At 75.0% G+C, this 23,397-nt stretch carries 25 protein-coding genes; 9 read left to right on the top strand and 16 right to left on the bottom strand.

Features of this window, described 5'->3' with window-relative positions; translation table 11 throughout:
• The first annotated feature begins 193 nt into the window (after positions 1 to 193).
• The 3 genes from FHR78_RS07570 (at position 194) to FHR78_RS07560 (ending at position 3,423) form a co-directional block, all read left to right on the top strand.
• Positions 194 to 1,417, top strand: coding sequence for a sensor histidine kinase (locus FHR78_RS07570; protein WP_243862268.1), 1,224 nt, complete (start codon positions 194 to 196; stop codon positions 1,415 to 1,417).
• Positions 1,405 to 2,124: a response regulator transcription factor gene (locus FHR78_RS07565; RefSeq protein WP_347878112.1), complete on the top strand. Its 720-nt coding sequence runs from the start codon at positions 1,405 to 1,407 to the stop codon at positions 2,122 to 2,124. The genes FHR78_RS07570 and FHR78_RS07565 overlap by 13 nt, the downstream gene beginning before the upstream one ends.
• Before the next feature lie 201 nt (positions 2,125 to 2,325).
• The gene (locus FHR78_RS07560; protein ID WP_347878111.1) at positions 2,326 to 3,423 is read left to right on the top strand and encodes a BMP family lipoprotein; all 1,098 of its coding nucleotides are present in this window, start codon (positions 2,326 to 2,328) and stop codon (positions 3,421 to 3,423) included.
• Between the two features lie 94 nt (positions 3,424 to 3,517).
• Here the strand turns inward: FHR78_RS07560 and FHR78_RS07555 are convergent, their stop codons facing one another.
• Both FHR78_RS07555 and FHR78_RS07550 read right to left on the bottom strand, forming a co-directional pair.
• Positions 3,518 to 4,819, bottom strand: coding sequence for an amidohydrolase (locus FHR78_RS07555; RefSeq protein WP_166759924.1), 1,302 nt, complete (start codon positions 4,817 to 4,819; stop codon positions 3,518 to 3,520).
• A 37-nt stretch (positions 4,820 to 4,856) separates the two neighbouring features.
• Complete coding sequence (locus FHR78_RS07550) at positions 4,857 to 5,726, bottom strand: carbon-nitrogen hydrolase family protein (RefSeq protein WP_166759923.1); 870 nt, start codon at positions 5,724 to 5,726, stop codon at positions 4,857 to 4,859.
• 102 nt (positions 5,727 to 5,828) lie between these two features.
• Here FHR78_RS07550 and FHR78_RS07545 point away from each other — a divergent pair, with 102 nt between their 5' ends.
• Positions 5,829 to 6,371, top strand: coding sequence for a 2-oxo-4-hydroxy-4-carboxy-5-ureidoimidazoline decarboxylase (locus tag FHR78_RS07545; protein WP_166759922.1), 543 nt, complete (start codon positions 5,829 to 5,831; stop codon positions 6,369 to 6,371).
• 65 nt (positions 6,372 to 6,436) lie between these two features.
• On the opposite strand, the gene FHR78_RS07540 is transcribed toward FHR78_RS07545, so the two are convergent.
• Positions 6,437 to 7,189 carry a YoaK family protein gene (locus tag FHR78_RS07540; protein ID WP_347878110.1) on the bottom strand — a complete coding sequence of 251 codons (753 nt, stop codon included), beginning with the start codon at positions 7,187 to 7,189 and terminating at the stop codon, positions 6,437 to 6,439.
• 122 nt (positions 7,190 to 7,311) lie between these two features.
• Here FHR78_RS07540 and FHR78_RS07535 point away from each other — a divergent pair, with 122 nt between their 5' ends.
• A complete protein-coding gene (locus tag FHR78_RS07535) occupies positions 7,312 to 7,566 on the top strand; it encodes a glutaredoxin family protein (RefSeq protein ID WP_166759921.1) in 255 nt (84 codons plus the stop codon).
• Between the two features lie 5 nt (positions 7,567 to 7,571).
• On the opposite strand, the gene FHR78_RS07530 is transcribed toward FHR78_RS07535, so the two are convergent.
• Both FHR78_RS07530 and FHR78_RS07525 read right to left on the bottom strand, forming a co-directional pair.
• The gene (locus FHR78_RS07530; protein WP_166759920.1) at positions 7,572 to 8,540 is read right to left on the bottom strand and encodes an epimerase; all 969 of its coding nucleotides are present in this window, start codon (positions 8,538 to 8,540) and stop codon (positions 7,572 to 7,574) included.
• On the bottom strand, positions 8,537 to 9,190 hold the full coding sequence (locus FHR78_RS07525; RefSeq protein WP_166759919.1) for a DUF4166 domain-containing protein: 654 nt from the start codon (positions 9,188 to 9,190) through the stop codon (positions 8,537 to 8,539). Before FHR78_RS07525 ends, FHR78_RS07530 begins: the two co-directional genes overlap by 4 nt.
• Positions 9,191 to 9,225: 35 nt before the next feature.
• On the opposite strand from FHR78_RS07525, the gene FHR78_RS07520 reads away from it, so the two are divergent.
• Positions 9,226 to 10,173 carry a sulfurtransferase gene (locus FHR78_RS07520; RefSeq protein WP_166759918.1) on the top strand — a complete coding sequence of 316 codons (948 nt, stop codon included), beginning with the start codon at positions 9,226 to 9,228 and terminating at the stop codon, positions 10,171 to 10,173.
• On the opposite strand, the gene FHR78_RS07515 is transcribed toward FHR78_RS07520, so the two are convergent.
• Together FHR78_RS07515 and FHR78_RS07510 are read right to left on the bottom strand one after the other, a co-directional pair.
• Positions 10,161 to 10,367 carry a YegP family protein gene (locus FHR78_RS07515; protein ID WP_166759917.1) on the bottom strand — a complete coding sequence of 69 codons (207 nt, stop codon included), beginning with the start codon at positions 10,365 to 10,367 and terminating at the stop codon, positions 10,161 to 10,163. The two genes, FHR78_RS07520 and FHR78_RS07515, sit on opposite strands and share 13 nt — an antisense overlap.
• Positions 10,368 to 10,563: 196 nt before the next feature.
• On the bottom strand, positions 10,564 to 10,995 hold the full coding sequence (locus FHR78_RS07510; protein WP_166759916.1) for a hypothetical protein: 432 nt from the start codon (positions 10,993 to 10,995) through the stop codon (positions 10,564 to 10,566).
• 438 nt (positions 10,996 to 11,433) lie between these two features.
• Between FHR78_RS07510 and FHR78_RS07505 the strand changes: the two genes are divergently transcribed.
• Both FHR78_RS07505 and FHR78_RS07500 read left to right on the top strand, forming a co-directional pair.
• A complete protein-coding gene (locus FHR78_RS07505) occupies positions 11,434 to 15,201 on the top strand; it encodes an AAA family ATPase (protein ID WP_166759915.1) in 3,768 nt (1,255 codons plus the stop codon).
• Between the two features lie 5 nt (positions 15,202 to 15,206).
• Positions 15,207 to 15,449, top strand: coding sequence for a hypothetical protein (locus tag FHR78_RS07500; RefSeq protein WP_166759914.1), 243 nt, complete (start codon positions 15,207 to 15,209; stop codon positions 15,447 to 15,449).
• 12 nt (positions 15,450 to 15,461) lie between these two features.
• Here the strand turns inward: FHR78_RS07500 and FHR78_RS07495 are convergent, their stop codons facing one another.
• The 9 genes from FHR78_RS07495 to FHR78_RS07455 form a co-directional block, all read right to left on the bottom strand.
• The gene (locus FHR78_RS07495) at positions 15,462 to 16,433 is read right to left on the bottom strand and encodes a glycosyltransferase (RefSeq protein ID WP_166759913.1); all 972 of its coding nucleotides are present in this window, start codon (positions 16,431 to 16,433) and stop codon (positions 15,462 to 15,464) included.
• Positions 16,434 to 16,538: 105 nt separating this feature from the next.
• Positions 16,539 to 17,258 (bottom strand): sugar phosphate nucleotidyltransferase, encoded by a 720-nt coding sequence (locus tag FHR78_RS07490; RefSeq protein WP_166759912.1) that lies wholly within the window; start codon positions 17,256 to 17,258, stop codon positions 16,539 to 16,541.
• On the bottom strand, positions 17,231 to 18,280 hold the full coding sequence (locus FHR78_RS07485; RefSeq protein ID WP_166759911.1) for a D-alpha-D-heptose-7-phosphate kinase: 1,050 nt from the start codon (positions 18,278 to 18,280) through the stop codon (positions 17,231 to 17,233). The genes FHR78_RS07490 and FHR78_RS07485 overlap by 28 nt, the downstream gene beginning before the upstream one ends.
• The gene (locus FHR78_RS07480) at positions 18,277 to 18,894 is read right to left on the bottom strand and encodes an HAD-IIIA family hydrolase (protein ID WP_166759910.1); all 618 of its coding nucleotides are present in this window, start codon (positions 18,892 to 18,894) and stop codon (positions 18,277 to 18,279) included. Before FHR78_RS07480 ends, FHR78_RS07485 begins: the two co-directional genes overlap by 4 nt.
• Complete coding sequence (locus FHR78_RS07475) at positions 18,887 to 19,465, bottom strand: D-sedoheptulose-7-phosphate isomerase (protein ID WP_166759909.1); 579 nt, start codon at positions 19,463 to 19,465, stop codon at positions 18,887 to 18,889. Before FHR78_RS07475 ends, FHR78_RS07480 begins: the two co-directional genes overlap by 8 nt.
• A gap of 68 nt (positions 19,466 to 19,533) precedes the next feature.
• Positions 19,534 to 20,688, bottom strand: a complete 1,155-nt coding sequence (locus FHR78_RS07470) for a glycosyltransferase (protein ID WP_166759908.1) — start codon at positions 20,686 to 20,688, stop codon at positions 19,534 to 19,536.
• Positions 20,689 to 20,847: 159 nt separating this feature from the next.
• On the bottom strand, positions 20,848 to 21,354 hold the full coding sequence (gene mscL / locus FHR78_RS07465; RefSeq protein ID WP_166759907.1) for a large conductance mechanosensitive channel protein MscL: 507 nt from the start codon (positions 21,352 to 21,354) through the stop codon (positions 20,848 to 20,850).
• Between the two features lie 76 nt (positions 21,355 to 21,430).
• Positions 21,431 to 21,817 carry an FmdB family zinc ribbon protein gene (locus tag FHR78_RS07460; RefSeq protein WP_166759906.1) on the bottom strand — a complete coding sequence of 129 codons (387 nt, stop codon included), beginning with the start codon at positions 21,815 to 21,817 and terminating at the stop codon, positions 21,431 to 21,433.
• 37 nt (positions 21,818 to 21,854) lie between these two features.
• Positions 21,855 to 22,433, bottom strand: a complete 579-nt coding sequence (locus FHR78_RS07455; protein ID WP_166759905.1) for a 5-formyltetrahydrofolate cyclo-ligase — start codon at positions 22,431 to 22,433, stop codon at positions 21,855 to 21,857.
• A 66-nt stretch (positions 22,434 to 22,499) separates the two neighbouring features.
• Between FHR78_RS07455 and galU the strand changes: the two genes are divergently transcribed.
• Positions 22,500 to 23,393, top strand: a complete 894-nt coding sequence (galU, locus tag FHR78_RS07450; RefSeq protein WP_166759904.1) for a UTP--glucose-1-phosphate uridylyltransferase GalU — start codon at positions 22,500 to 22,502, stop codon at positions 23,391 to 23,393.
• Positions 23,394 to 23,397: the final 4 nt, after the last annotated feature.

Raw genomic sequence — 23,397 nt, 5'->3', positions numbered from 1 at the left:
CCCTCTCCCCGTTCAGGAACCTGCGTCCTGATCCGTGTCGAGAGGGCGGCGGGCGTCCTGGGTCGCGCACGGCTCAGGAACCCCGCGCGCGAGGTTCCTGAACGACGCGAGGCGTGCCCCGGCGCCCGCGGCTCGGCACACCTCCGACCTTCGGTCGATCCCCGAGGAGGCGCCCCCTCCGTACGCTCGCAGCATGAGCACCGCAGACACCACCGATCGACCGCGCGGCTGGGCCCGAGCCTGGGGCGAGGTCTGGCGCCTGATCGTGGCGGCGCTGGGCGGGCTGGTCGTCTCGCTGGCGGTGTGGTTCGGCGACCCCACCAGCAGCCGCGGGGCCGACCACCTCTTCGTCCTGTTCGTGCTCCTCGACGTCGTCCTCGGGCTGACCGTCCTGGTGCTGCTGCCGCTGCGCCACCGGGCCCCGCTCGTCCTCACGCTGGTGGCCGCCGCCCTCGCGGGCTTCACGCCCTTCGGGTCGGTGGCCGCGTCGATGATGCTCGTCTCGCTCGCCACGCGGCGCCGCCGCGCCGAGATCGTGCCCGCGGCCCTCGTGTTCCTCGTGTCGAGCCTGCTGGGCGAGCTCTTCGTGCTCTCGTCGGAGCCGTCGCTGCCCTTCTGGCAGACGCTCCTCGCGGCCGTCCTCGCCACGACCCTGATCGTCGTGGTCGGGCTCTACATCGGCGGTCGCCGCGAGCTGGTGCGCAGCCTCCGCGAGCGCGCCCGCCTCGTCGAGGAGGAGGAGCAGCTGCGCCTCGGCCAGGCCCGCGACCTCGAACGCACCCGGATCGCGCGCGAGATGCACGACGTGCTCGCCCACCGGCTCTCGCTCGTCGCCCTGCACGCCGGCGCCCTCGAGTACCGCGAGGGCCTCGACCCCGCCGAGGCGCGGGCGACGGCCGGCGTCATCCGCGACAACGCCCGCACGGCGCTCGTCGAGCTGCGCGACGTGCTCGGCGTGCTGCGCGAGCCCGACGGCTCCGGGGCGGTGGCGCCGCCCCAGCCCACCCTGGCGGGACTGGGCGCCCTGCTCGACGAGGCACGGGCGGCGGGCGCCGTGGTGCAGCTCGAGTCGACGCTGCCGGTCGGCGACGACCCCGAGGAGGCGCCGCCCACCACGATCAGCCGGCACGCGTACCGCATCGTGCAGGAGGGCCTGACGAACGCCCGCCGGCACGCGCCGGACCAGCCCGTGACGATCACCCTGGGCGGACGACCCGGCGGGGACCTCGTCGTGCGCGTCGAGAACCCCGTGCCCGCGTCGGCGCCGTCCTTCCCCGACGGTGCGGTCCCGGCGTCGTCCGGCGGCCACGGCCTCGACGGCCTCGCCGAGCGGGCCCGGCTGGTCGGCGGGCACCTGACCGTCGACGCGACGCACGGCCGCCACGTCGTCGAGGCGAGGCTCCCGTGGAGCCGCTGAGCCCCGGGGGCGCCGCGCCCGTCCGCGTCGTCCTCGTCGACGACGAGCACCTCGTCCGCTCCGGCCTGCGGCTGCTGCTCGGCGGGGAGTCGTCGATCGAGGTCGTCGGCGAGGCGGGCGACGGGGTCGAGGCCGAGCAGGTCATCGCGGCGACCCGGCCCGACGTCGTGCTGATGGACATCCGGATGCCCCGGCGCGACGGCCTCGAGACCACCCGGCTCGAGCTCGCCCGACGGCCCGACCTCGCCGTCCTCGTGCTCACGACCTTCGACGCCGACGACATGGTGCTCGGCGCGCTCCGCCTCGGGGCCCGCGGGTTCCTGCTCAAGGACACCCCGCCGGCCGAGCTCGTGGCGGCCGTGCACGCCGCGGCGCGGGGGCGCTCGACGCTGTCGCCGAGCGTGCTCGACCGCGTCATCGGGGCCGCGACGGCGTCCGGGTCCCTCGCGATCGTGGACGACGGCGTCGAGGAGGCGGCGGCCGCGACCGACGAGGCCCGGTCGCGTCTGGCGCAGCTCACCGCCCGCGAGGCCGACGTCGTGCGGGGCGTCGTGCGCGGGCGCTCGAACGCCCAGATCGGGGCCGAGCTCTACGTGAGCGTCGCGACCGTGAAGACGCACCTCGGCCACGCGTACGACAAGCTCGGCGTCGACGGTCGGGTGCAGCTCGCGCTGCTGGCCCGGGCGGCGGGCCTCCCCGAGGGCTGACGCCGCACCTCCTCGGGGTCGGGGTCGGCGTGGGGGCCCGCTGGGCCGGCGTCGCGCCTCCGGCTGCGGGGCGGTCGTCCCTCCCCAGGTCACGATCGGACACCACCTGCCCGGGCAGGCGGCCCCGGCGCCGTGACCGGGCGGCGGAGGTGCCATGATCGTCGGCAGAGCAGCGCCCGCTCGCCGTCCAGGAGGTCATCCGTGTCTGTCCGTGCCGTCTCCCGCTCGTCGTCCCGCACCGCCCGCCCGCGCCTCCTCGGCGCCGGGGCCGGCCTCGCGGGCCTCCTCCTGCTCTCGGCGTGCGCCTCGGCGCCCGAGGGCGGCGACGCCGCCCCCACCGCCGCCGCCGAGCACTGCGCGCGCATGGTCACGAACTCGGGCGGCCTCGACGACCGCTCGTTCAACCAGTCGAGCTGGGCGGGGCTGCAGGCGGCGGGGGCCGACGGCGTCGACTCCGAGGTGCTCGTCTCGACGTCGGAGACGGACCTCGCCCCGAACGTCTCGCAGGCGGTCGGCTCCGGCTGCGGCTTCGTGCTGACGGTGGGCTACGAGCTGGCCGCCGCCACGCAGGAGGAGGCGGCCGCGAACCCCGACGTCGACTTCGCGATCGTCGACGAGACCGTCGAGGGCGACAACGTCAAGCCGATCCTGTTCGACACGGCCCAGGCGTCGTACCTCGCCGGGTACCTGGCGGCCGGTGTCTCGAAGACGGGCGCCGTCGGCACCTTCGGCGGCGGCAACCAGCCGCCCGTCACCCTGTTCATGGACGGCTTCGCCCAGGGCGTCGACGCCTACAACGCCGCGCACGGCACGACGGTCCGGGTGCTCGGCTGGGACCAGGAGGCGCGCGACGGCTCGTTCACCGGCGACTTCGAGGACGTCAACAAGGGCAAGCAGGTGGCCCAGGCCCTGATCGACCAGGGCGCCGACGTCATCATGCCGGTCGCCGGCCAGGTGGGCGAGGGCGCCGCCTCCGCCGCCCTCGACGCCGGGGGAGTGAGCGTCATCTGGGTCGACAACGACGGGTACGACACCCTGCCCGAGACCTACCGGCCGATCCTGCTCACGTCGGTGCTCAAAGACACCGAGCAGGCCGTCCGCGAGATCGCCGTGTCGACGACGGACGACACCTTCACGAACGAGCCGTACGTCGGCACGCTCGAGAACGGGGGAGTCGGCCTCGCGCCGTTCCACGACCTCGAGTCGAGCGTGCCCGCCGACCTCGCGGCCGAGGTCGACGCGCTCAGCGACGAGATCGTCGCGGGCACGGTGACGGTCGACTCGCCCGACGCCCCGTAGCGAGCCCGGGCGGGGCCGAGCCGCGCGGCCCCGAGCCCGGGCGGGCCTGAGTCGGCGCGGACTCGGGCACAGACCCGAGCCCGGGCCGCCCGGCTCAGGGCCGGCTGGCCCGCCGGCCCCGGGTGCGCCCGCCGCGTGCGGCGGCCGCCGCGGCGACGAAGCGCTCCGAGCGCTCGACCGTGCGGCCGCGGTGCGCCGCGGCGTCCCACTCGTAGACGGTCGTGCCCGCGATGAGCACGTGCTCGGCCCGGCTCATCACGTCGAGGGGGTCGCCCGACCAGATGACGACGTCGCCGTCGAGCCCGGGGGCCAGGGCGCCCACCCGGTCGTCGAGCCCGAGCATGCGCGCCGGGTTGATCGTCAGCGCCTCGAGGGCGACGACGGGGTCGAGCCCCTCCTTGACGGCGAACGACGCCTGGTGCACCAGGAAGTTGATCGGCACGACCGGGTGGTCGGTCGTGATGGCGACGGTGACGCCGGCACGGGCCAGGGCGGCGAGGTTGGCGATGGCGCGGTCGCGCAGCTCGACCTTGGTGCGCGAGGTGAGCATGGGGCCGAAGATCACCGGGATGCCCTTCTCGGCGAGCACGTCGGCGAGCTTGTGGCCCTCGGTGCCGTGGTTGACGACGAGGCGGTAGCCGAACTCCTCCGAGAGCCGGATCGCCGTGGCGATGTCGTCGTGCCGGTGCGTGTGCTGGTCCCACACGAGGGTGCCGTCGAGCACGTCGGCGAGGGTCTCGAGCCGCAGGTCGCGGCGGAACGGCTCGCCCTTCGTCGCCGCCGCGGCGCGCGACGCCGCGTAGAACCGGGCGTCCTCGAACGCCTGGCGCAGCACCCAGGCGACGCCGAGCCGCGTCGACGGCACGGCGTCCTTCGCGCCGTAGACGCGCTTGGGGTTCTCGCCCAGCGCGCTCTTGACGCTCACGGCGTGCTTGATGACCTGCTCGTCGATCGTGCGGCTGCCCCAGGTCTTGATCGCGACGGTGCGCCCGCCGATCACGTTGCCGCTGCCGGGCTTGACGACGACGCTCGTGACGCCGCCCGACAGCGCGTCGCGGAACCCCTCGTCGTCGATGTCGATCGCGTCGATCGCGCGCACCCCGGCGGTGTTCGGGTCGGTCATCTCGTTCGTGTCGTTGCCGGCGGGGCCGTTGGCCTCCTCGCTGATGCCGACGTGGCCGTGGGCCTCGACGAAGCCCGGCAGCACCCAGCGGCCCGTGGCGTCGACCACGCGCGCGTCGGCGGGCACCGTCACGTCGGCGGCCGGGCCCACGGCCTCGACCACGCCGTCGCGGATCAGCACCGTGCCGCCCTCGACCGGGTCGCCCACCACGGGCACGACCCGGCCTCCCGTGATCGCGACGACGGTGGACGGGGTCTGCACGGCACGTGTCATGCCCCCACCGTAGGCCCGGCCCCGAGGAGGCGCGGCCTCAGCCCCGAGGAGCGGTCGCGACCGCGAACCGCTGGTTCGCCAGCACGGGCAGGGTGCGCCGCGCCGCGGCGACCTCGTCGAGGTCGAGGTCGACGACGAGCAGGCCGGGCGCGGCGCCGAGCTCGGCCACGACCGCCCCGAGGGGAGAGGCGACGAGGCTGTGGCCGACGCCGGTCGGCGACGCGCTGCCCGCCGCCGCGGCGGCCTCGCGCTCCGTCTCGGCGTCGCCGGCCTCGCGGGCGGCCTCGGCGACGGCGGCCGGGTCCGCCTGCCCCACGGCGACGACGAAGGTGGTGCTGTCTGCCGCCCGGGCCCGGGTCAGCAGGCGCCACTGGTCCACCTTGCCCGGCCCGTCGCCCCACGACGCGGCGACGACGCTCACCTGCGCGCCCGACGTCGCGTTCGCGAGGAACAGCGCGGGGAACCGCACGTCGTAGCAGGTGGCCAGGCCCACGACGGCGTCGCCGACCGCGACCGTGACGGCCTCGTCCCCGCCGTCGACCGAGTCGGACTCGGCGTGCCCGAAGGCGTCGAACAGGTGCACCTTGTCGTAGCTCGCCGCCGGGGCGCCCTCCGGCCCGGCCACGAGCAGCGTGTTGCGCACGCGGCCGTCCCGGCCCGGGGTGAACGTGCCCACGACGATCGTCACGCCGAGGCGGGCGGCGAGGGCGAGCACGGCCGTCGCCCACGGCCCGTCGAGCGGCTCGGCGGCCGCGGCGAGGTCGGAGCCGAACGCGGTCATGGCCGCCTCGGGGAACACGACCAGCTCGGCCCCGGCGACCGCCGCCTCCTCGGCCGCCCGCTCGACCTCGCGGAGGTTGCGGGCCGGGTCTCGGGTGCTCCAGATCTGGGCGAGGGCGATGCGCATGCGCCCAACCTAGCCACGCCGCCGCCCCCGGCCGTGGGCGAGCCGCCGCCCGGGCGCGTGGGCCCGGGGCCGGGCGCCCGCCCGACGGGTACCGTTCACGACATGATCGACCTCCCCGAAGGCGAGCTGCGCGAGCGGCTGGCCACCGCCCTGTCCGTGCCTCGCTGGGTCGACGAGGTGGCCGCCGAGGCGCCCTTCGCCGACGTCGACGAGCTCCTCGCGGCCGCGCGCCGCGCGGGCGACCCGCTCGCCCCCGACGAGGTCGACCAGGCCCTCGAGCAGCACGACCTCGTGACGGCCCCCGCCACCGGCGACGCGGGCGCCGATGAGTACGGCCGCCGCGAGCAGCGGGCCGCCCACGACACCGACGACCCCCAGCTCGTCAAGGCGCTCGCCGAGGGAGGCGCCGTCTACGAGGAGCGCTTCGGCCGCGCCTTCGTCATCCGCACCGCCGGCCGCAGCCGTGACGAGGTGGTCGACGAGCTCGACCGTCGCCTCAAGCTCGACGACGAGGCCGAGAAGCAGGAGGTGGGGGTGCAGCTGGTCGAGATCGCCCTGCAGCGCCTGCGCGTCGTCTTCGCCGAGCGGACGGCCGAGACGGGCCGCGGCGCCGAGACGGCGTCGCCGGTGCAGCCCGTCGCCTGAGGCCCTCGCCTGAAGCCTTCGTCTGATGACTCAGACCCGGGGCTGCCGGTCGGGCGTCAGGGGCCTCAGCGGGTGACGGTGTCGGTCGAGGCGACCGACGCCTCCTTCGCCGCCGCGGCGGCCTCGGCCGCGGCCAGCTCGGCCCGACGCGCCCGCAGCAGGTGCCCGGCCAGGGCGACGAGCATCGTGAGCCCGCCCGCGACGGCCATGCCGACGCCGATGTGGACGTCGAGCAGCAGCGCCCCCACGCCGGCGCCGGCGAGGATGGCGAGGACGGCCAGCACGCGGCGCGGCGCACGGGCGCCGTCGCCGCCCGCGAGACGGGAGTCGGACGCGAGGCCGACGATTGTCGACGTGACCACGATCGTCGTGACGTCGGCCACGGCGAGGCGGCGGGCGCTCGCCGCCTGCAGCCCCATCGCGAGCCCGAGCAGCCCGGTCACCGAGTAGCCCCACGGGGTGCCGGCCTCGGGCGGGGCGAGCACGGAGGCGACGCCCAGGCCGACGAGCAGCGCTCCCGTGCTCGAGAAGGTGACCGTGCTGCGGCCCGACCAGCCGACCCGCGCGCCGCGCAGCAGCCGTCCGCCCACGGCGGCGCCGAGCAGGAACGTCGCCAGCGCGACGACCGGCCCGAGGATCGGCAGGCCGCCCGCCTGCGCGATCGCCATGCCGAGGATGACGACGTTGCCCGTCATGTTCGCGGTGAAGACCCTGTCGAGGCCGAGATAGCCGACGGCGTCGACGATGCCCGTCGAGAACGTCAGGGTCAGCATCATGACGAGGTGCATGCGGGCCTGGTCGTCGCGCAGTCTCTTCACGCCGGTCCTCTCGGGTGGGGGCTGGTGCGGGCTGGTGAGGGGCCCAGTATCCCATCGGGCGGTCCGCACGGCGACACCTGTCGGGGGAGGGGCGCCCGGGGGCGCGAGCGTACGATGGGCGCATGTCCGACGCAGCCCCCGACCGCATCCTCATGTTCGGCGCCGAGTGGTGCCGTGACTGCCGCCGCTCGAAGGCGCTGCTCGACCGCGAGGGCGTCGAGTACGACTACGTCGACCTCGAGGCGGTCGAGGACGGCGCCGACCGCGCCCTCGCGATCAGCGGCCGCACGCAGATCCCCGTCGTCGTGTTCCCCGACGGCAGCCACCTGGTCGAGCCGACCGACGCCGAGCTGTCGGCGAAGCTGCCCGTCGCCTGACCGGCCTAGGCCCGGCTCCGCCGCTCGGCCACGATCCGCTTCACGGCCTCGTCCAGGTGCGGGTGGGCGAACTCGTAGCCGCCTTCGACGAGCCGCTCGGGCAGCACCCACCGGCTCTTGAGCACGAGCTCGGTCTCGGTGCGCAGCACGGCGGTGCCGAGCTCGAGCATCCAGCGCGTGGCGGGCAGCCCGACGGGCATCCCCACCGCGCGGCGCACGATGCCCATCATCGTGCGGTTGTCGCTCGGGTTCGGCGACGAGAGGTTGACGACCCCGTCGACCTCGTCGTGCTCGCGCAGCCAGTCCATCGCCCCGAGCACGTCGTCGACGTGGATCCAGCTGAACTTCTGCCTGCCCCCGCCCGCGCCCTGCCGGTGGTGGGTGCCGGCGGCGACCCGTGCCCGGGTGGCGGGCCAGGGGCCGTCGAGCTGGGGCCCGCCCAGGCCGGCGCGGGCGAGGCCCATCAGCGGGACGAGCGCGCTCCCGTCGCCGAGCACGATGGCGATGCGCAGCGCGACGCGGCGGGTGTCGGGCAGGTCGCCGGCGAAGAACTCGCGCTCCCAGCTCGTGGCGACGTCGACCGAGAAGCCGCTCCCGATCTCGCCCGTCGACTCCGTCATCGGGCGGTCCTCGGCGTGGCGGTAGATCGTCGCGGTGGACGAGTTCATCCAGAGCCGAGGAGGCGCGGCGCAGGCGAGCACCGCCTCCCTCAGCTCGCGCGTCGTCTCGACCCGCGACTGCATGATCTCCGCCCGGTTCGCCGGGCCGTAGCGGCAGTCGACGCTCTTGCCCGCGAGGTTGACGAGCAGGTCGGCCCCCTCGAGCAGCGCCGTGATCGCCGCGGTGTCGCCCCAGCGGGCGTCGGGCCCCGAGCGGCCGATCTCGCTGACGCGGGCTCCCCGGGCCCGCCACGCGGCGGCCAGGTGCTGGCCGATGAAGCCGGACGCCCCGGCGATGACGACGTGCTCGGTCATGGTGCTGTCTCCCCTGGCTGGTCGGGCTCGACCGAGTAGTCGAAGTGGCCCGTGTACTCGTAGATCCGGCCGATCACCGGCGCGTCGAGGGTCACCGAGACCCGCTGGCGGCCGACGGCGACGTCGAACTCCTCGCGCAGCGACACCCGGGGCGAGACGAGCGCGGGCACGGCGACCGAGCGGCGCCCCAGGCGCACGCGCATCGTGCCCGACGTCATCGTGAGGGCGCCGTCGCGGGCGTGCGCGACGAGGTCGGCCGACCACCGCCTCCGGTGCCCGAGGTGGTCGACGAGGCCTGAGGGGGTCGCCGTCACGGCGTCGACCATCCGACGCTCTCCGGTCGCGAACGAGAAGGTCCGCACGGCCCGCACGACGGGTCGGCCCTCGTCGTCGACGCCCGGGCGGTTCTCGACGGTGAACGGCACGTCGTGCTGCCAGGCGGCGAAGAGCACGCCCTGGCGGCCCAGCACCCGGAGCGCGGGCCAGAGCCAGCGTCGCGGCGTGCCCGCGCGGGCGAAGACGCCGCGGCCGCGGCCGACCGAGCCCGCCGGGATCGCCCGGAAGTAGGGCAGGAGGCGCGGGTGCAGCCCCGAGAGGGCCTCGCCCGCCGCGGCCTCCCACGGCGACTGCGGGGCAGGGGCGTCGGGCACGACCCGAGCCTAGGCCCGGTCGGTACCCTCGCGACATGGACCACGCCAGCGCCACGGACGCCGCCCCCGATCGACCCGCCGCCGTCCCGCACCCCCTCGTCGATGTCGCCGAGCTCGACCGCGCCCTCCGGGGCGGGCGGCCGCCGCGCCTCCTCGACGTGCGCTGGCGCCTCGACCGTCCCGACGGGCGCCCCGCCCACGCGGAGGGGCACCTGCCCGGCGCCGTGTACGTCGACCTCGACGCCGAGCTCGCGGCGCACGGTCGTCCGGCGACCGAGGGCCGCCACCCGCTGCCGTCGACGGCCGAGCTGCAGCGCGCGGCCCGGGGCTGGGGCCTGCGCCGCGACGAGCCCGTGGTCGTGTACGACGACCTCGGCGGCCAGTCCGCCGCGCGGGCGTGGTGGCTGCTGCGCTCGGCGGGCGTCGCCGACGTGCGCCTGCTCGACGGCGGGCTCGCGGCGTGGTCGGCGGCGGGCCTGCCGCTCGAGACGGGCGAGGTGCGACCGGAGCCCGGCGACGTCGTGCTCGCCGAGGGCCGCCTGCCGACGATCGACGCCGAGGGCGCGGCCGGGTTCCCGGCACGCGGGGCCCTCGTCGACAGCCGCGCCGCCGAGCGGTACCGCGGCGAGGTCGAGCCCGTCGACCCCCGGGCCGGGCACGTGCCGGGGGCGGTCAGCGTGCCGACCGCGGGCAACGTCGACGCGTCGGGCCGGTTCCTGGACCCCGAGGCGCTGCGCGCGAGGTACGAGGAGGCGGGCGTCGCGCCCGGCGCACCGGTCGCGGTCTACTGCGGCTCGGGCGTCACCGCGGCGCACGCCGCCGTCGCCCTCACCGTCGCGGGGTTCGACCCCGTGCTGTTCCCCGGGTCGTGGAGCGCCTGGTCGTCCGACCCCGGCCGCCCCGTCGCGACGGGCGCCGAGCCCGGCCGAGCGGTGGCGACGCGCGCCGAGCCCGGCCGACCGGCCCCGGGTCAGTCCGTGTAGGCGGGCGTCGGCTCAGGCGTCCGGTCGTCGGTGACCGCGTCGACGGCGGTGCGTCGCACCGAGTCGATCGCGTTGAGGGCCGCGCCCTTCTGCTTGTAGCCCTCCGAGGTCACGATGACCTCGCCGCTCCCGGCGGTCAGGACGAAGCGGTACTCGCCCGACTCGTCCTGCGTGACGATGAACTTGCCTGCCATGGCGTCCTCCTCGGCTGCGGGGAACGGCGTCTGCGCGCTCCGCGTCGGGTCAGCTTAGGCAGACCCGTGTTTCCTGCGTGTCACGTCGGGGCGCCTGGCGAAGCGCCCGGACGCGACACGGGGCCACGTCGGGCACGGTGGCAGCCCCCGCTGCCCGCGTGCCCGGTGCGACCCCGTGCCCGGTGCCGTCGTCGGGTCAGTCGGCGACGAGCACGCCGATGGCGGCCTTGAGCGCCTCGCGGTCGCGACGCAGCTTGGCGACCTCGGCCTCCAGCTCGGCGACGCGCTCGGCGGTCGCCTGGCTGCCGCTGCCGTTGCCGCTGCCGGGCGGGCGGCCGCGGCGGGGCGCGGCGGAGGCGGCGGGCTCGTCCTGCTGGTCGGCACCGGCCTGGACGGGCGAGCCGTCCTCGGCGGTGTCGGCCGCCTCCTCGGCGATGACGGACGCCGCCGGGGCGTTCGCCTTCTCCCAGGCGCGGATCCAGCCGCGGAGCGACTGCTCGCCGACCTCGAACTCCTCGGCGGTCTCGCGGATGATGGCCCGGTTGCCGGGCTCGGCCTCGCGGCGCTCGAGGACGCGGGCGAGCGACTTCTCGCGGGTCTCGTCGGTGTACTTCTGCTCGAAGGGCATGTCGTGGTCTCTGTTCGTGTGGGGGGCGGGGGCGCGGACGCCGTGCGACCGCGCAACCGCCGCCGCAACAGCACCGTTGACGTCGACCGTACTGCACTCGCGTGTCGCACCAGCCGATCTGCACGCAGATGTCACGTGATCACGGTCGTGACACTCGTCGCGCGACCATGCGGGCCCGCCGCGCGACACGTCGGGGCACGCTGCGACACGTGCTCGCACGCTGCGAGTCGACGTCGCGTGGCGCGCAGCACGCCGCGCGGCACGGGACGGTACATGACGGGCGGCATCCGTCAGCACCGGCCAGGCGCATCCGATGACACGTCACGCACATGCCACCGTCGGGCGGCCCGCACCGACCGTCCCGGAGGCGCCGCCGCAGTCGCCGCCGCCCCGTCCGTCCTGAGGCGGATCACGGGGGCGACGGCTTAAGGTAGCCGTGTGTGGCGCGCCGACAGACAACATGACGACGACGGCGACGGGGTCCCTCCCGTCGGCGCCCCGACCGGTGCGCCCGGGGGAGCGGCCTCGCCCGAGACGGTCAGCCTCGGCGACCCCGGCCTCGCCGTGGGCAACGTGGCCGAGCCGTCGCGCACCGGCTGGCGCGACCAGCTGAGCGTCGTCGGCGGCACCTCCACCCTGCTGCACTTCGGCGACGAGCAGCGCGCCCGCATCGAGCTCAGCACGACGCACCCCGGCGGTCTCGCGCAGTTCATCACGGGCAAGACCACCCTGCTCTCGAGCCTCATCCGCGACGACCTCGCCCTGCGCACCGCCCGCGTCGCCGCCGGCGAGATCGCCGCGAAGGGCCTCGAGCTGGCGACCGTGCGCGGCATCGACGCCGTGCACCTGGCCATCGGCATCGCCGCCTGGTCGTTCGCCGGCCGCGACCACCGCGCCCCCGTGCTGCTGCGCCCGCTCGCCATCCGCCGCCACGGCCGCGACTTCGAGGTCAAGCTGCTCGGCGAGCCCTTCCTCAACCCGGCGCTCGCCGACGCGCTGCACGACCAGTTCGACATCTCGCTCGACGCCGAGGCGTTCGTCGCGCTCGCGAGCCGCGAGGGCGCGTTCACGCCGAACCCCGTGATCGACCGGCTGCGCGGCCTCACGGCGCACCTCGACTGGTTCACCGTCCAGCCCCGCCTCGTCGTGTCCACCTTCGCCGAGGTGTCGACCGAGATGGCCCTCGACGCCCGCGAGCTCGGCCACCCCGTGCTCGACGCGCTCGCCGGCAACGCGATGGCCATCCGCCAGGTGCAGGAGGGCTGGCGCCCGACCACGGCGACGCCGCAGGACGAGCGCAGCCCCGAGACCGACACGCTGCTGCTCGACGCCGACCCCGAGCAGGAGAACGTCGTCGCGCAGATCGCGTCGGGCGCCTCGGTCGTCGTCAAGACCCTGCCCGGCACGGGCGGCACGCAGACGATCGTCAACGCCATCGGCCGACTGGTGTCGCAGAACAAGCGCGTGCTCGTCGTCAGCGCGCGCCGCGCCTCCCTGCGGGGCATCACGGCCCGCCTCACCGACGTCGGCCTGCCCGGCATGGCCGTCTCGCCGACCACCCTGCGCCGCGACGTCATCCGCGCGATCAGCCGCGACGAGAAGGCCACGCACCCGCAGATGGGCGAGGTCGACGACGCCCTCGTGCGCCTGCGCAAGGTGCTCGTCGACTACCGCGGCGCCCTGAGCAAGCGCGACGAGGTGCTGCGCGTCTCGGTGCTCGACTGCCTCACCGAGCTGTCGCGCCTGGCGCTGCTGCCCGCGCCCCCGGCCACCACGGCGCGGCTGAGCCGCCGCAGCGTCGAGGCCATGGTCGACGGCCGCCGCCGCGTCGCCGAGACGATGGTCAACGCCGCCAACCTCGGCGAGTTCCGCTACGGCCCCGGCGACTCGCCCTGGTACGGCGCGCGCTTCACCGACTCCTTCGGGGCGGGCGACGCCCACCAGCTCGCGAAGAACCTGCACCACCGCGACCTGCCGCGACTGCTCGAACGAGCCCAGGAGGTGATCGGCAGCACCCGGATGCGCCCCTTCGAGTCGGTGGCCGAGCTGGGCGTCTACCTGCGCCTCCTCATCGAGATCCGCGACACGCTCGACAAGTTCCAGCCCGTCGTGTTCGACCGCTCGGTCGCCGAGCTCGTGGCGGCCACGGCGCCGAAGCGCGAGGCGCCCGACATGTCGAGCGCCAACCGGCGTCGCCTCAAGAAGCTGGCGAAGGAGTACGTGCGCCCCGGCGTGCACATCGCCGACCTGCACAGCGCGCTGCAGCGCATCCAGCAGCAGCGCATCGCGTGGCAGCGCTACGTCGTCGCGGGCACGCCGCCCGAGGTGCCCACCGGCATCGCCGACGCCCACGTGCTGCACCAGCAGGTCAGCCAAGACCTCGAGCGCCTCGACGCGCCCCTGGGCCTGCACGGCGACGACAGCCTCACCGAGATCGGCGTCGTCGAGCTGCAGCCCCGGCTGCGCGACCTCGCCGCCGAGAGCGACGTGCTGCAGAACCTGCAGGAGCGCACCGAGCTCATGACCACCCTGCGCGACCTCGAGCTCGCCCCGCTCATCACCGACCTCGCCAACCGGCACGTGCCCGAGCAGCAGGTCGCCGCCGAGCTCGAGCTGGCCTGGTGGCGCTCCGCCCTCGAGTCGCTGCTCGAGGCCGACCGCGCCCTGCTCGGCGCGAACACCGCGATGCTCGACCGGCTCGAGGCGGACTTCCGCCTCGTCGACGAGGCGCACGCGGCCGGCAGCGCCCAGCTGCTCGGGTGGCAGCTCGCCGAGAACTGGAAGATCGGCCTCGTCGACTGGCCCGAGGAGGCGGCGGCGCTCAAGGCCCTGCTGCGCCAGCCGCACCTCACGGCCCGGCTGCTGCACGACGCGGCCCCGCACCTGTCCCGTGCCGTCGCGCCCGTCTGGCTCGCCTCGCCGTACGAGGTGCACACGATCGCCGACACGGTGCCCTTCGACACCGTCGTGCTGGTCGACGCCGGCGCGACGACGATCGCCGAGAACGTCGGGGCCATCCGCCGCGGCAAGCAGACGGTGGCCTTCGGCGACCCGGTGACGCAGACCCCGTCCGAGTTCGACATCGCCGTGACGCCGGGCAAGCAGCCCCCGCGGCACGACGACGCCGAGCTGGACGCCCTGCACGCCGACAGCGCCCTGGCGCGCCTCTCGACGCTGCTGCCCACGCTCTCGCTGACCCGCAGCTACCGCGCCGGCGGCGAGGACCTCGCCGAGCTCGTCAACCGCCGGTTCTACGGCGGACGCATCGAGTCGCTGCCCTGGGCGGGCAGCTTCCTCGGCCACGGCAGCATCGCGCTCGACTACGTGTCGGGCGGCACGGCCGTGCCCGACCCTGAGTCCGGGGCGGTCGAGAGCGTCGACGCCGAGGTCGACCGCGTGGTCTCGCTCGTCGTCGAGCACGCCCGCACCCGCCCGGCCGAGTCGCTCATGGTCATCACGGCCAGCGCGAAGCACGCCGTCCGCGTGCAGCAGGCCGTGCTCACCGCCGTCTCCGGCCACAAGGACCTCACCGAGTTCGTCGTCGGCGACCGCGGCGAGCCGTTCATGGTCGCGACCCTCGAGCAGAGCGTCGCCCAGAGCCGCGACCACGTCGTGTTCTCGATCGGCTACGGCCGCACGCCCCACGGGCGGGTGCTCAGCGACTTCGGCCCCCTCGGCCAGCCCGGCGGGGAGCGCCTGCTCGCCGTCGCGATGACCCGTGCCCGTCGCTCGATGATCATCGTCACCTGCTTCCAGCCCGCCGACATCGACGGCGGCCGCATGGGCCACGGCACCGTGGCGCTGTCCGAGATCCTCACCGAGGTCCAGGCGCGCACGACGGCCGAGCACGTGCCCGACGACTCCGACCCGATGCTGGTCGACCTCGCCCGGCGCCTCGAGGCGAAGGGCATCCCGGTCGCCCTCGGCCACCGCGGCAAGCTCGGGCTCGTGGCCGCCCACGACGGCGTCTGCGTCACGATCGAGACCGACACGACCCTGTCGCGGACCAGCCTGCGCGAGTCGCTGCGCGCCCGGCCCGAGACGCTGCGCCGCCTCGGCTGGCACTACGTGCGGGTGCACGCGTTCCAGCTCTTCACCGACCCGGACGCCGTCGCGGCCCGCGTGGCCGAGGTGCTCGGCATCGACGGGTCGCGCACGCAAGAGGTCCCGACGCTGTCCGCCAGCCAGCACGTGAACCGGCTCTGAGCCCCGTGGCGCCCTCCGACCGCACCGGCGACGTCCCCGCCGGAGGCGCGGGTCGGCCCGACCCCGCAGGGCCGGTCGTCGAGACGGTCGCCTCGGCGCCCCTCGTGGTGCGGCGACGCGGCGGGCGGCGGGTCTCGACCGACCCGGTGCCCGGCAGCGATCCTGCTCCCGCACCCGAGCCTCCTCGGCACTCGTCGGGGGAGAACGACCGGCAGCTGCGTGCCGACGTGCCTCCGCACTGGGGCTGAGGCCCCGGCTCGTCAGCGCGCGTCCGCGACGACGGTGCCCCACGACCGGCGCGCACGGTCGCGGTAGTCGCGGAACGCCGCCTGCATCGGGGCCGGGTCGTCGGTGACGTGCGACAGGGCGGCGACGTACGCCTCGGCGCCGGCGCCGACCGGCACCCGCAACGCCTCGTGCCCGGGCAGCAGGTCGGCGAGGAACGGCGTGGCCTCGCCCACGGTGGGCGTGCCGTTCTCGAGCGCCCGCACGGCCACGCCCGACTGGAAGTACTCGCGGTAGGGCAGCAGCAGCGCCCAGGCGGAGCCGAGCAGGTCGTCGAGCTCGTCCTCGGAGACGAAGCGGTCGTCGACGTCCCAGCCCTCGACGGGCGGCCAGCCCCTGCCGACGACGGTCGTCGTCCAGCCGGCGCGGCGGAGCCGGGGCCCCAGGTCGGCGAGCAGGTCGAGGTCGCGGGCCGGCTTGAACTGCCCGGCGACGACGACGGAGGGGCGGGGCGTCTTCGCGACGAGGCGCTGCTCGTCGAGGATCGGGTGCATCGTCAGCACCGCCGGGTGGGCGGGCAGCGCCTCGCGCACCACGTCCAGGGCGGCTCGGCTCTGCACGAGCAGCGTCGGTCGCGTGGCCGCGGGCGCCCGCCGCGCCCACCGGCGGGAACGGTCCGAGAAGCCGTGCTGCCGCCGCAGGGGCGACGGGTCGTGGAACAGCACCCAGCGGGCGTGACGGCGGGAGGCCCAGCCCCGCGCCTCGAGCAGGCCGAGGCTCGGCCAGAGCTGCAGCAGCGGCTGCCGGGCGAGCCGGGCCCGGACGGTGTTCCAGAGGCAGTTCAGGCCCATGCGGACCGTGCCGAGAGCGCCCGGCATGCCCTCGACCGGGCGCGACCAGTGCGCGAGGGAGGCGGTGGTGCCGACGCCCGCGAGCGTCTCGGCGAGCTCGCGGCGGTAGCGGGCCTGCACGGTGGGGATGGGGTCTGAGTAGAGCAGCGTGGCCACGGGGTCCGTTCGGGGGTCTGGGGGTTCGGCGGGTCGGTGTCTCGGCGGGTCGACGCGCGGTCGGGTCGGCGGGTGGGCGCGCGGGCGGGGCGTCGGGTCGGGCCGTCAGGGGGCCGACAGGCGGCGGAAGAAGGCGTCGGCGGCGCGGAGGTCGTCGGGCACGCCGATGTCGAAGAAGTCCGGCCCGGTCGGCACCCAGCGCGGGCGCAGGCGGGGCAGCAGCGGCTGCAGCAGGTCGACCTCGAACGACGAGCGCCCCTCGGCGGGCAGCTCGTCGAGCAGCTCGCGCCGACAGGCGTAGACGCCCGCGTTGATCAGCGCCGGCCCCGGGGCGCCCTTCTCGACCAGGGCCGTGACGACGTCGCCGTCGACCTCGACGCGCCCGAACCGCCCGGCGTCGTCGACGCGGGTGAGGCCCAGGGCCAGGGGCGCGTCGTCGAGACGGGCGACCAGCGCCGTGAGGTCGACGTCGGCCCACGTGTCGCCGTTGGCGAGCACGAACCGCTCGTCGAGGAGGTGCTGCGCGCGTCGCAGCGCCCCTCCCGTCCCGAGGGGGGTCGTCTCGACGCTGTGCCGGACGCGCACGCCCCGGTGCTCGTGGCCGACGTGGCGCTCGACGACCTCGGCACGATGGCCGGTGAGCAGGACGACGTCGTCGACGCCCCGGCGCAGCGCGGCGTCGAGCAGGTGGTCGAGGAAGGGGCGCCCCGCGACCTCGGCCATGGGCTTGGGCACGCCGTCGGGCAGCACTCCGGCCAGGCGCGTGCCGAGGCCGCCGGCGAGCACGACGAGCTGCATCAGGCCGCTCGCCCCGGAGCGCGCCACGACTCCACGCCGTGGTCGGTGAAGTGGCAGGTCGCCACGGTGCCCCCGCAGACGTCCTCGAGGGCGCGGGCGACCTCGAGCCGGCGCAGCGGGTCGACGAACAGCATCATGAACCCGCCGCCGCCGGCGCCCGACATCTTGCCCGCGATCATGCCGCTGCGGGACGCGACCTCGTGCGCGTGCTCGATCGCCGGGTTGGTGATGCTGCGGGCGAGCTTCTTCTTGGCCGACCAGCCCTGCCGGATGCACTCGGCGAACGCGGGGACGTCGCCGGTGAGGAGGTGCTCCTTCATCAGCAGCGACTCGCGACGGATCGCGTGGGTCGCGTCCAGCGCCTCCTCGTCGCCCCTCGTCACGGCGCCCTGCTGCTCGGCGATCACCGCGGCGGAGTCGCGCGAGACCCCGCCGAAGTAGAGCAGCATCGACGCCTCGAGCTCGGAGCGGACCTCGCGTCGCACCCGCAGCGGGTTGACGACCACGCGGCCGCCGTCGGTCGTCTCCATGTAGTTGAAGCCGCCGAAGGTCGCGGCGAAGTGGTCCTGCCAGCCGCCGGCGAGGCCGAGGTCCTCCCGCTCGACCTGCCAGGCCAGCCGCGCGAGCGCGTAGGGGTCGAGCGAGGCGCCGACCACGTCGCCGAGGGCCTGGGTCATGGCGACGACGAGCGCGGAGGAGGAGCCCAGGCCCGAGCCGGGGGGCGCGTCGACCTGGGTCGACAGGCGGAGGGGCACGCGCTCGCCGCCGTTGAGGTCGGTCATGACCCGTTCGTAGACGGCGACGTGCAGGGCGAAGTCGTCGGCCAGCGACCGGACGTCGCCGGGGGCTGCACGGCCCGTGCACTGGCGGTCGGGCGAGTCGAACAGCACGTCGTCGCCGGCGGCGCCGGGCTCGACCGACGCGTACGCGAAGCGGTCGATCGTCGCGTTGAGGATGCGCCCGCCGTGCGTCTCGCTGTAGGGCGACACGTCCGTGCCGCCGCCGCCGAGGCCGAGGCGGAGGGGCGCGCGACTGCGGAAGGTGGTCATCGTGTGCTCCAGGACGGGTGGGCGCTCGGGAGGAGCGGGACGAGGTCGACGGCCAGGTCGACGAGGGAGGCGCGGCCGAGGTCGGCCTCGGAGCCCGGCAGCGAGACGGCGACCGACGTGCAGCCGCCGGTCACGGCGCCGAGGCGCCCCGCCATCTCGACGTCGGACGGGGAGTCGCCGACCATCACCGACAGGGCGCCGTCGACCGAGGGGCTGTCGGCGAGCCAGGAGGCGGCGAGGCCCGGCGCCGGCTTGCGGCAGGGGCAGCCGGCCGACGAGGCGTGCGGACAGGCGAGCACCGCGTCGATCCGCCCGCCGGCCGCCGCGACCGCCGCCGTCATGCGCGCGTGGACGTCGTCGAGGTCGGCCTCGGTCATGAGCCCCTTGGCCACCCCCTGCTGGTTGGTGACCACGACCACGTGCGGAGCCCACCGGGCGAGCACGGCGAGGGCGTCGAGTGCACCGGGGAGGAACGAGAACTGCTGCCACGAGCGCACGTAGTCGCCCTCGACGCGGCGGTTCACGACGCCGTCCCGGTCGAGGAACAGGCACCAGTCGCGGCCGGACCGGTCGGCGACGACGCGCTCGAGCGAGCCTGCGGCACCGTCAGCCACGGCCGAAGAGCCCGAACTCGACCTGCTCGGAGATCGCGTGCACGAACACGACGTGCGACTCCTGCACCCGCCCGGTGTCGGTCGACGGCACCCGCAGCGCGAGGTCGGCCAGGCCCGCGAGCCGGCCGCCGTCGGCGCCCGTGAAGGCGACGACGTGCACGCCGAGGGAGCGGGCGGTCTCGGCGGCCCGCACGATGCTCGGGGAGTTGCCGGAGGTGCTCAGCGCCACGAGCACGTCGCCGGCCCGCGCCGAGCCCTGCAGCGCCCGGGCGAAGACGCTGGCGTAGTCGTAGTCGTTCGCGACCGCCGTGACGTGCGAGGCGTTGCCGTGCAGGGCCTCGGCCGCGAGCGGGGGCCGGTCGAAGACGAAGTGGCCGCTCAGCTCGGCGGCGAAGTGCTGGGCGTCGGCCGCGCTGCCGCCGTTGCCGCAGAAGTACGCCCGGCCCCCGGCGCGGTACGAGTCGACGAGGAGGCGGCCGATCTCGGTCGCCGTCGCGAGCAGCTCGCGGTCGGCGAGGACGGCCTCCTTCACGTCGATCGTGGAACGGAAGATGCTCTCGACGCTGCGCATGGCGGTCCTCTCGGGGGCGTGGGCGGGGGCAGGGGCTGGCGACGGGACGCGGGCGCCGTCGGCGGCGCTCACGAGGCGGCCCCCTGCCCCGCCTCGACGTGCTGCCGGGCCCCGACGTGCTGCCGGGCCTCGACGTGCCTCCGCGCCTCGACGTGCAGCCAGGCGTCGGCGGCGAGACGGCCGTCGCGGTCGGGGAGCGACCGGCGGACCTCGTCACGGGGGAGCGGGCTGCGCAGGGCCGACTCGATCGCGGCGGCGAGCAGCTCGGGCAGCGCGGTGAGGTCGTCGACCTCGACGACGTGGTGGCCGTGCTCGTGGAGCCAGTCGGCGAGGCCGGTCTGCCGGGTCGTGACGATCGTCGCCCCCGCGGCCAGCCCCTCCTTGATCGGGAGGCCGATCTGCTCGATCCAGCGCCCCTCGGGCACGGAGGGGGCGACCAGCACGGCCGCGTCGGCGACGGCGGCCTGGGCGTCGGCGTGGACCAGGCGACCCAGGGCCCTGCGGCTCGCCCCGGACCCGGCCGCCCAGTCGGCCACCTCGCCGGCGAGCGGGCCGGAGCCCACGACGTCGAGGCGTGCGCCGGGCACGGCCTGCTCGACGCGGGGCCACGCCCGCATCAGCTGGCGGATGCCCTTGCGTTCCTCGAGCACGCCGAGGAACACGGCCCGGAGCGGCTCGGCGGGTCGGGGGTCGCCGGTCGCCTCGGGCAGTTCGAGGCGGAGCGCGGAGGGGATGCCCGCGACGAAGGGCAGCCGTGCGTAGGCGTCGCGGGCCGACGGGCTGGCGTAGCAGATGCGGTCGAGGCCGAGACGGGCGACCGCCCCGACGAGCGCGGCGACGACGGGCACCAGGATCGCCGGCGCCCGGCCGTCGCCGCGCACGAGCACCTCGACGGCGTTGTTCTCCATCGCGTACGTGCAGACCTCGTGCGGTCGTCGTCGCAGCAGGCCGGCCAGCCGGAAGCCCGCCACGAGCGCGACGTGACGGGGCCAGAAGCGCATCCACAGGGGCTCGGGCACCTCGAGGACCGTGGCCTCGGTCGACGCGAAGCGCCGCAGGACCGAGGCGAGGGTCGCCTTCTCGATGCCGGGGAGGAGGGGCGTGCCCGCCAGGTCGTACTTGGCCCGGAGGTAGAGCAGCTCGGCCGGGGTGCCCCGGCGGTGCCGTTCGACGTGCACGGCCCGGAGCTCGGGCACGACGCGCAGGGAGGCGGGTCGGGGCATGGTGTCACCTCGCTGATCCGGTCGAACGGCTCGCTGAGCCGACTCCACGAGCGTAGACCGAAATGTCACAGGTCACAACCGACATACGAACAAGGCGGGTGCGCAGGAACGCGAGAGGCCCCCCGACCGGACGGTCGAGGGGCCTCGGGAGGGAGGTGCTCAGCGGCTGCCGAGGGGCCCGTTCCCGACGTTGACGCCGTCGGTCGGCGTCGGGTCGGCCGCGTGGCTGCCGTGGCCGGAGGTCGCGGTGTCGAGGCCCGTCTGCGCACGGAGCAGGTCGCGGATCTCGCTCAGCAGCTCGACGTCGGTCGGCGGCACGTCGGCCGGGGGCACGGTCTCGTCCGACTGCTTCGCGAAGGTGCGCTTGAGCAGGCTGTTAACCGGCAGGACCAGGCAGAAGTACACGACGGCCGCGATGACCAGGAAGTTGATCAGGGCGCCGAGGACCGCGCCGAACCGGAGGTCGGCCGTGTCGCCGCTCACGGTCGGGATGCTCACCACGAGGGCGTCGTCGAGCATCGTCGCGTTGAACGCGGCGCCGATCAGCGGGTTGAAGACATTGGTCACGAGCGACGTGACGATCGCCGTGAACGCGGCTCCGATGACCACGGCCACGGCCAGGTCGATCACGTTGCCGCGCAGGACGAATTCCTTGAAGCCCTTCACAGGCGTGCTCCTTCGATCAGGTGGGTGGTCGTCGCCGACCACCTAACCACTCCGCGGCGCCGTCGGCCGCGACGGGTCAGGAGGAGCTGCTCGAGCCGCCCGCGGACGAGCCGCCCGAGCCGGACCCGCCGGACGACGAGGCGCCGGACGCGGAGCTGCTCGACGACGAGCCCCCCGACGAGCCGGACGACCCGCTCGAGGACGTGCCCGACCCGGTCGTCGCGCCGCCGCCTCCTGCGCTCTTCTTCTCGGACGTCGACGACGAGCCGGACGACGAGCCCGAGCCGCTGCGCGAGTCGGTGCGGTAGAAGCCGGACCCGTTGAAGGTGACGCCGACCGGGCTGAAGACCTTGCGCAGCGTGCCCTGGCACACGGGGCAGACCGTCAGGGAGTCGTCGGTGAACGACTGGACGACGTCGAAGGCGTTGCCGCACTCGGTGCAGCGGTACGAGTAGGTGGGCACGGGCGTCCTAGCTGGTGTCGAGGGGCGGCGGACGAGATCAGAACTCGTGGATGCCGCTGGGGGTGACGACGCCGTCGACGGGCTGGTCGTGACGCTCGCGCGGCACCTGCTCCACGTACTCGGAGTCGAACACCACAGCATAGACCGGGGGTCGCTTCTCCATCGATCCGAGGGTCTTGTCGAAGTAGCCGCGGCCCCAGCCCATGCGCATGCCGGTGTGGTCGACGCAGGCGGCCGGCACGATGATCAGGTCGACGTCGTTGATCGCCATCGGGCTCAGCACCTCGCCGACGGGCTCGGGCAGGTCGAAGAGGCCGAGCGTCTCGGTCTCGCCGTCGCCGACGGCCCAGTCGAGGAGGCCGTCGGGGCGCGAGACGGGGAACAGGACCCGGATGTCGTTCGCGTGCGCCCAGTTCAGGAAGGGCCGCGTGCTCGGCTCGTCCGCCGTCGACAGGTACGCCGACACCGACCTGACCGCCAGGCCCGACGCGAGGTCGACGAGGTGCCGGGTGAGGCCCGCCGTGGCCTGCTCGCGGGCGTGCTCGCCCTGGTTGCGGCGCCGCTGTCGCAGCTCTGCCCGGAGTGCGCGCTTGGCGTTGCCGACCTCGTCCGTCATGTCCCCGATGGTACGGGCAGGAAATGTGCCCCCCGCGGAACGCCGCGGGTGGATACGCTGAGCGGCATGGGCTTCACGATCAGCAAAGCAGTCATCCCCGCCGCCGGCCTGGGTACCCGATTCCTCCCCGCGACCAAAGCCATGCCGAAGGAGATGCTCCCCGTCGTCGACAAGCCGGCGATCCAGTACGTCGTCGAGGAGGCCGTGACCGCGGGCCTCACCGACGTCCTCATGATCACCGGGCGCAACAAGAACGCGCTCGAGAACCACTTCGACCACGTCTCCGAGCTCGAGGAGACGCTGAAGAAGAAGGGCGACCACGACAAGCTCGCCAAGGTCAACCAGTCGACCGACCTGGCCGACATGCACTACGTGCGCCAGGGCGACCCGCTCGGCCTCGGGCACGCCGTGCTCCGGGCCAAGATGCACGTGGGCCGCGAGCCGTTCGCCGTCCTGCTCGGCGACGACATCATCGACGCCCGTGACCCGCTGCTGACCCGCATGATCGACGTGCAGGGCCAGAAGAACGCGACGGTCGTCGCCCTGCTCGAGGTCGACCCGTCGATGACCCACCTCTACGGCATCGCCACGGTCGAGCAGACCGACGAGGACGACGTCGTCAAGATCACCGGCCTGGTCGAGAAGCCCCCGCAGGGCGAGGCGCCGAGCAACCTGGCCATCATCGGCCGCTACGTCATCCGCCCCGAGGTCTTCGACGTGCTCGAGAAGCAGGAGCCGGGCAAGGGCGGCGAGATCCAGCTGACCGACGCGCTCATGAAGATGGCGAGCGCCGAGGAGTGGACGGGCGGCGTCTACGGCGTCGTCTTCCGCGGTCGTCGCTACGACACCGGCGACAAGCTCGACTACATCAAGGCGATCGTGCAGCTCGCGAGCGACCGGGAGGACCTCGGCGACGAGCTCCGCCCGTGGCTCAAGGAGTTCACGGCTGGTCTGGAGTAGGCGA

It is taken from the genome of Frigoribacterium faeni, from assembly GCF_011761235.1.
Lineage (GTDB): Bacteria > Actinomycetota > Actinomycetes > Actinomycetales > Microbacteriaceae > Frigoribacterium > Frigoribacterium faeni_A.
The sequence above is the reverse complement of the archived record's forward strand: the minus strand, read 5'-3'. Positions and strand labels throughout refer to the sequence as shown.

What these genes read in the sequence shown, in the direction of transcription:
- FHR78_RS07570 (WP_243862268.1), top strand. Translation starts at nt 194, where the DNA reads ATGAGCACCGCAGACACCACCGATCGACCGCGCGGCTGGGCCCGAGCC.
- FHR78_RS07555 (WP_166759924.1), bottom strand. Translation starts at nt 4,819, where the DNA reads ATGACACGTGCCGTGCAGACCCCGTCCACCGTCGTCGCGATCACGGGA.
- FHR78_RS07550 (WP_166759923.1), bottom strand. Translation starts at nt 5,726, where the DNA reads ATGCGCATCGCCCTCGCCCAGATCTGGAGCACCCGAGACCCGGCCCGC.
- FHR78_RS07545 (WP_166759922.1), top strand. Translation starts at nt 5,829, where the DNA reads ATGATCGACCTCCCCGAAGGCGAGCTGCGCGAGCGGCTGGCCACCGCC.
- FHR78_RS07535 (WP_166759921.1), top strand. Translation starts at nt 7,312, where the DNA reads ATGTCCGACGCAGCCCCCGACCGCATCCTCATGTTCGGCGCCGAGTGG.
- FHR78_RS07530 (WP_166759920.1), bottom strand. Translation starts at nt 8,540, where the DNA reads ATGACCGAGCACGTCGTCATCGCCGGGGCGTCCGGCTTCATCGGCCAG.
- FHR78_RS07520 (WP_166759918.1), top strand. Translation starts at nt 9,226, where the DNA reads ATGGACCACGCCAGCGCCACGGACGCCGCCCCCGATCGACCCGCCGCC.
- FHR78_RS07515 (WP_166759917.1), bottom strand. Translation starts at nt 10,367, where the DNA reads ATGGCAGGCAAGTTCATCGTCACGCAGGACGAGTCGGGCGAGTACCGC.
- FHR78_RS07510 (WP_166759916.1), bottom strand. Translation starts at nt 10,995, where the DNA reads ATGCCCTTCGAGCAGAAGTACACCGACGAGACCCGCGAGAAGTCGCTC.
- FHR78_RS07485 (WP_166759911.1), bottom strand. Translation starts at nt 18,280, where the DNA reads ATGACCACCTTCCGCAGTCGCGCGCCCCTCCGCCTCGGCCTCGGCGGC.
- FHR78_RS07475 (WP_166759909.1), bottom strand. Translation starts at nt 19,465, where the DNA reads ATGCGCAGCGTCGAGAGCATCTTCCGTTCCACGATCGACGTGAAGGAG.
- FHR78_RS07470 (WP_166759908.1), bottom strand. Translation starts at nt 20,688, where the DNA reads ATGCCCCGACCCGCCTCCCTGCGCGTCGTGCCCGAGCTCCGGGCCGTG.
- FHR78_RS07455 (WP_166759905.1), bottom strand. Translation starts at nt 22,433, where the DNA reads ATGACGGACGAGGTCGGCAACGCCAAGCGCGCACTCCGGGCAGAGCTG.
- galU (WP_166759904.1), top strand. Translation starts at nt 22,500, where the DNA reads ATGGGCTTCACGATCAGCAAAGCAGTCATCCCCGCCGCCGGCCTGGGT.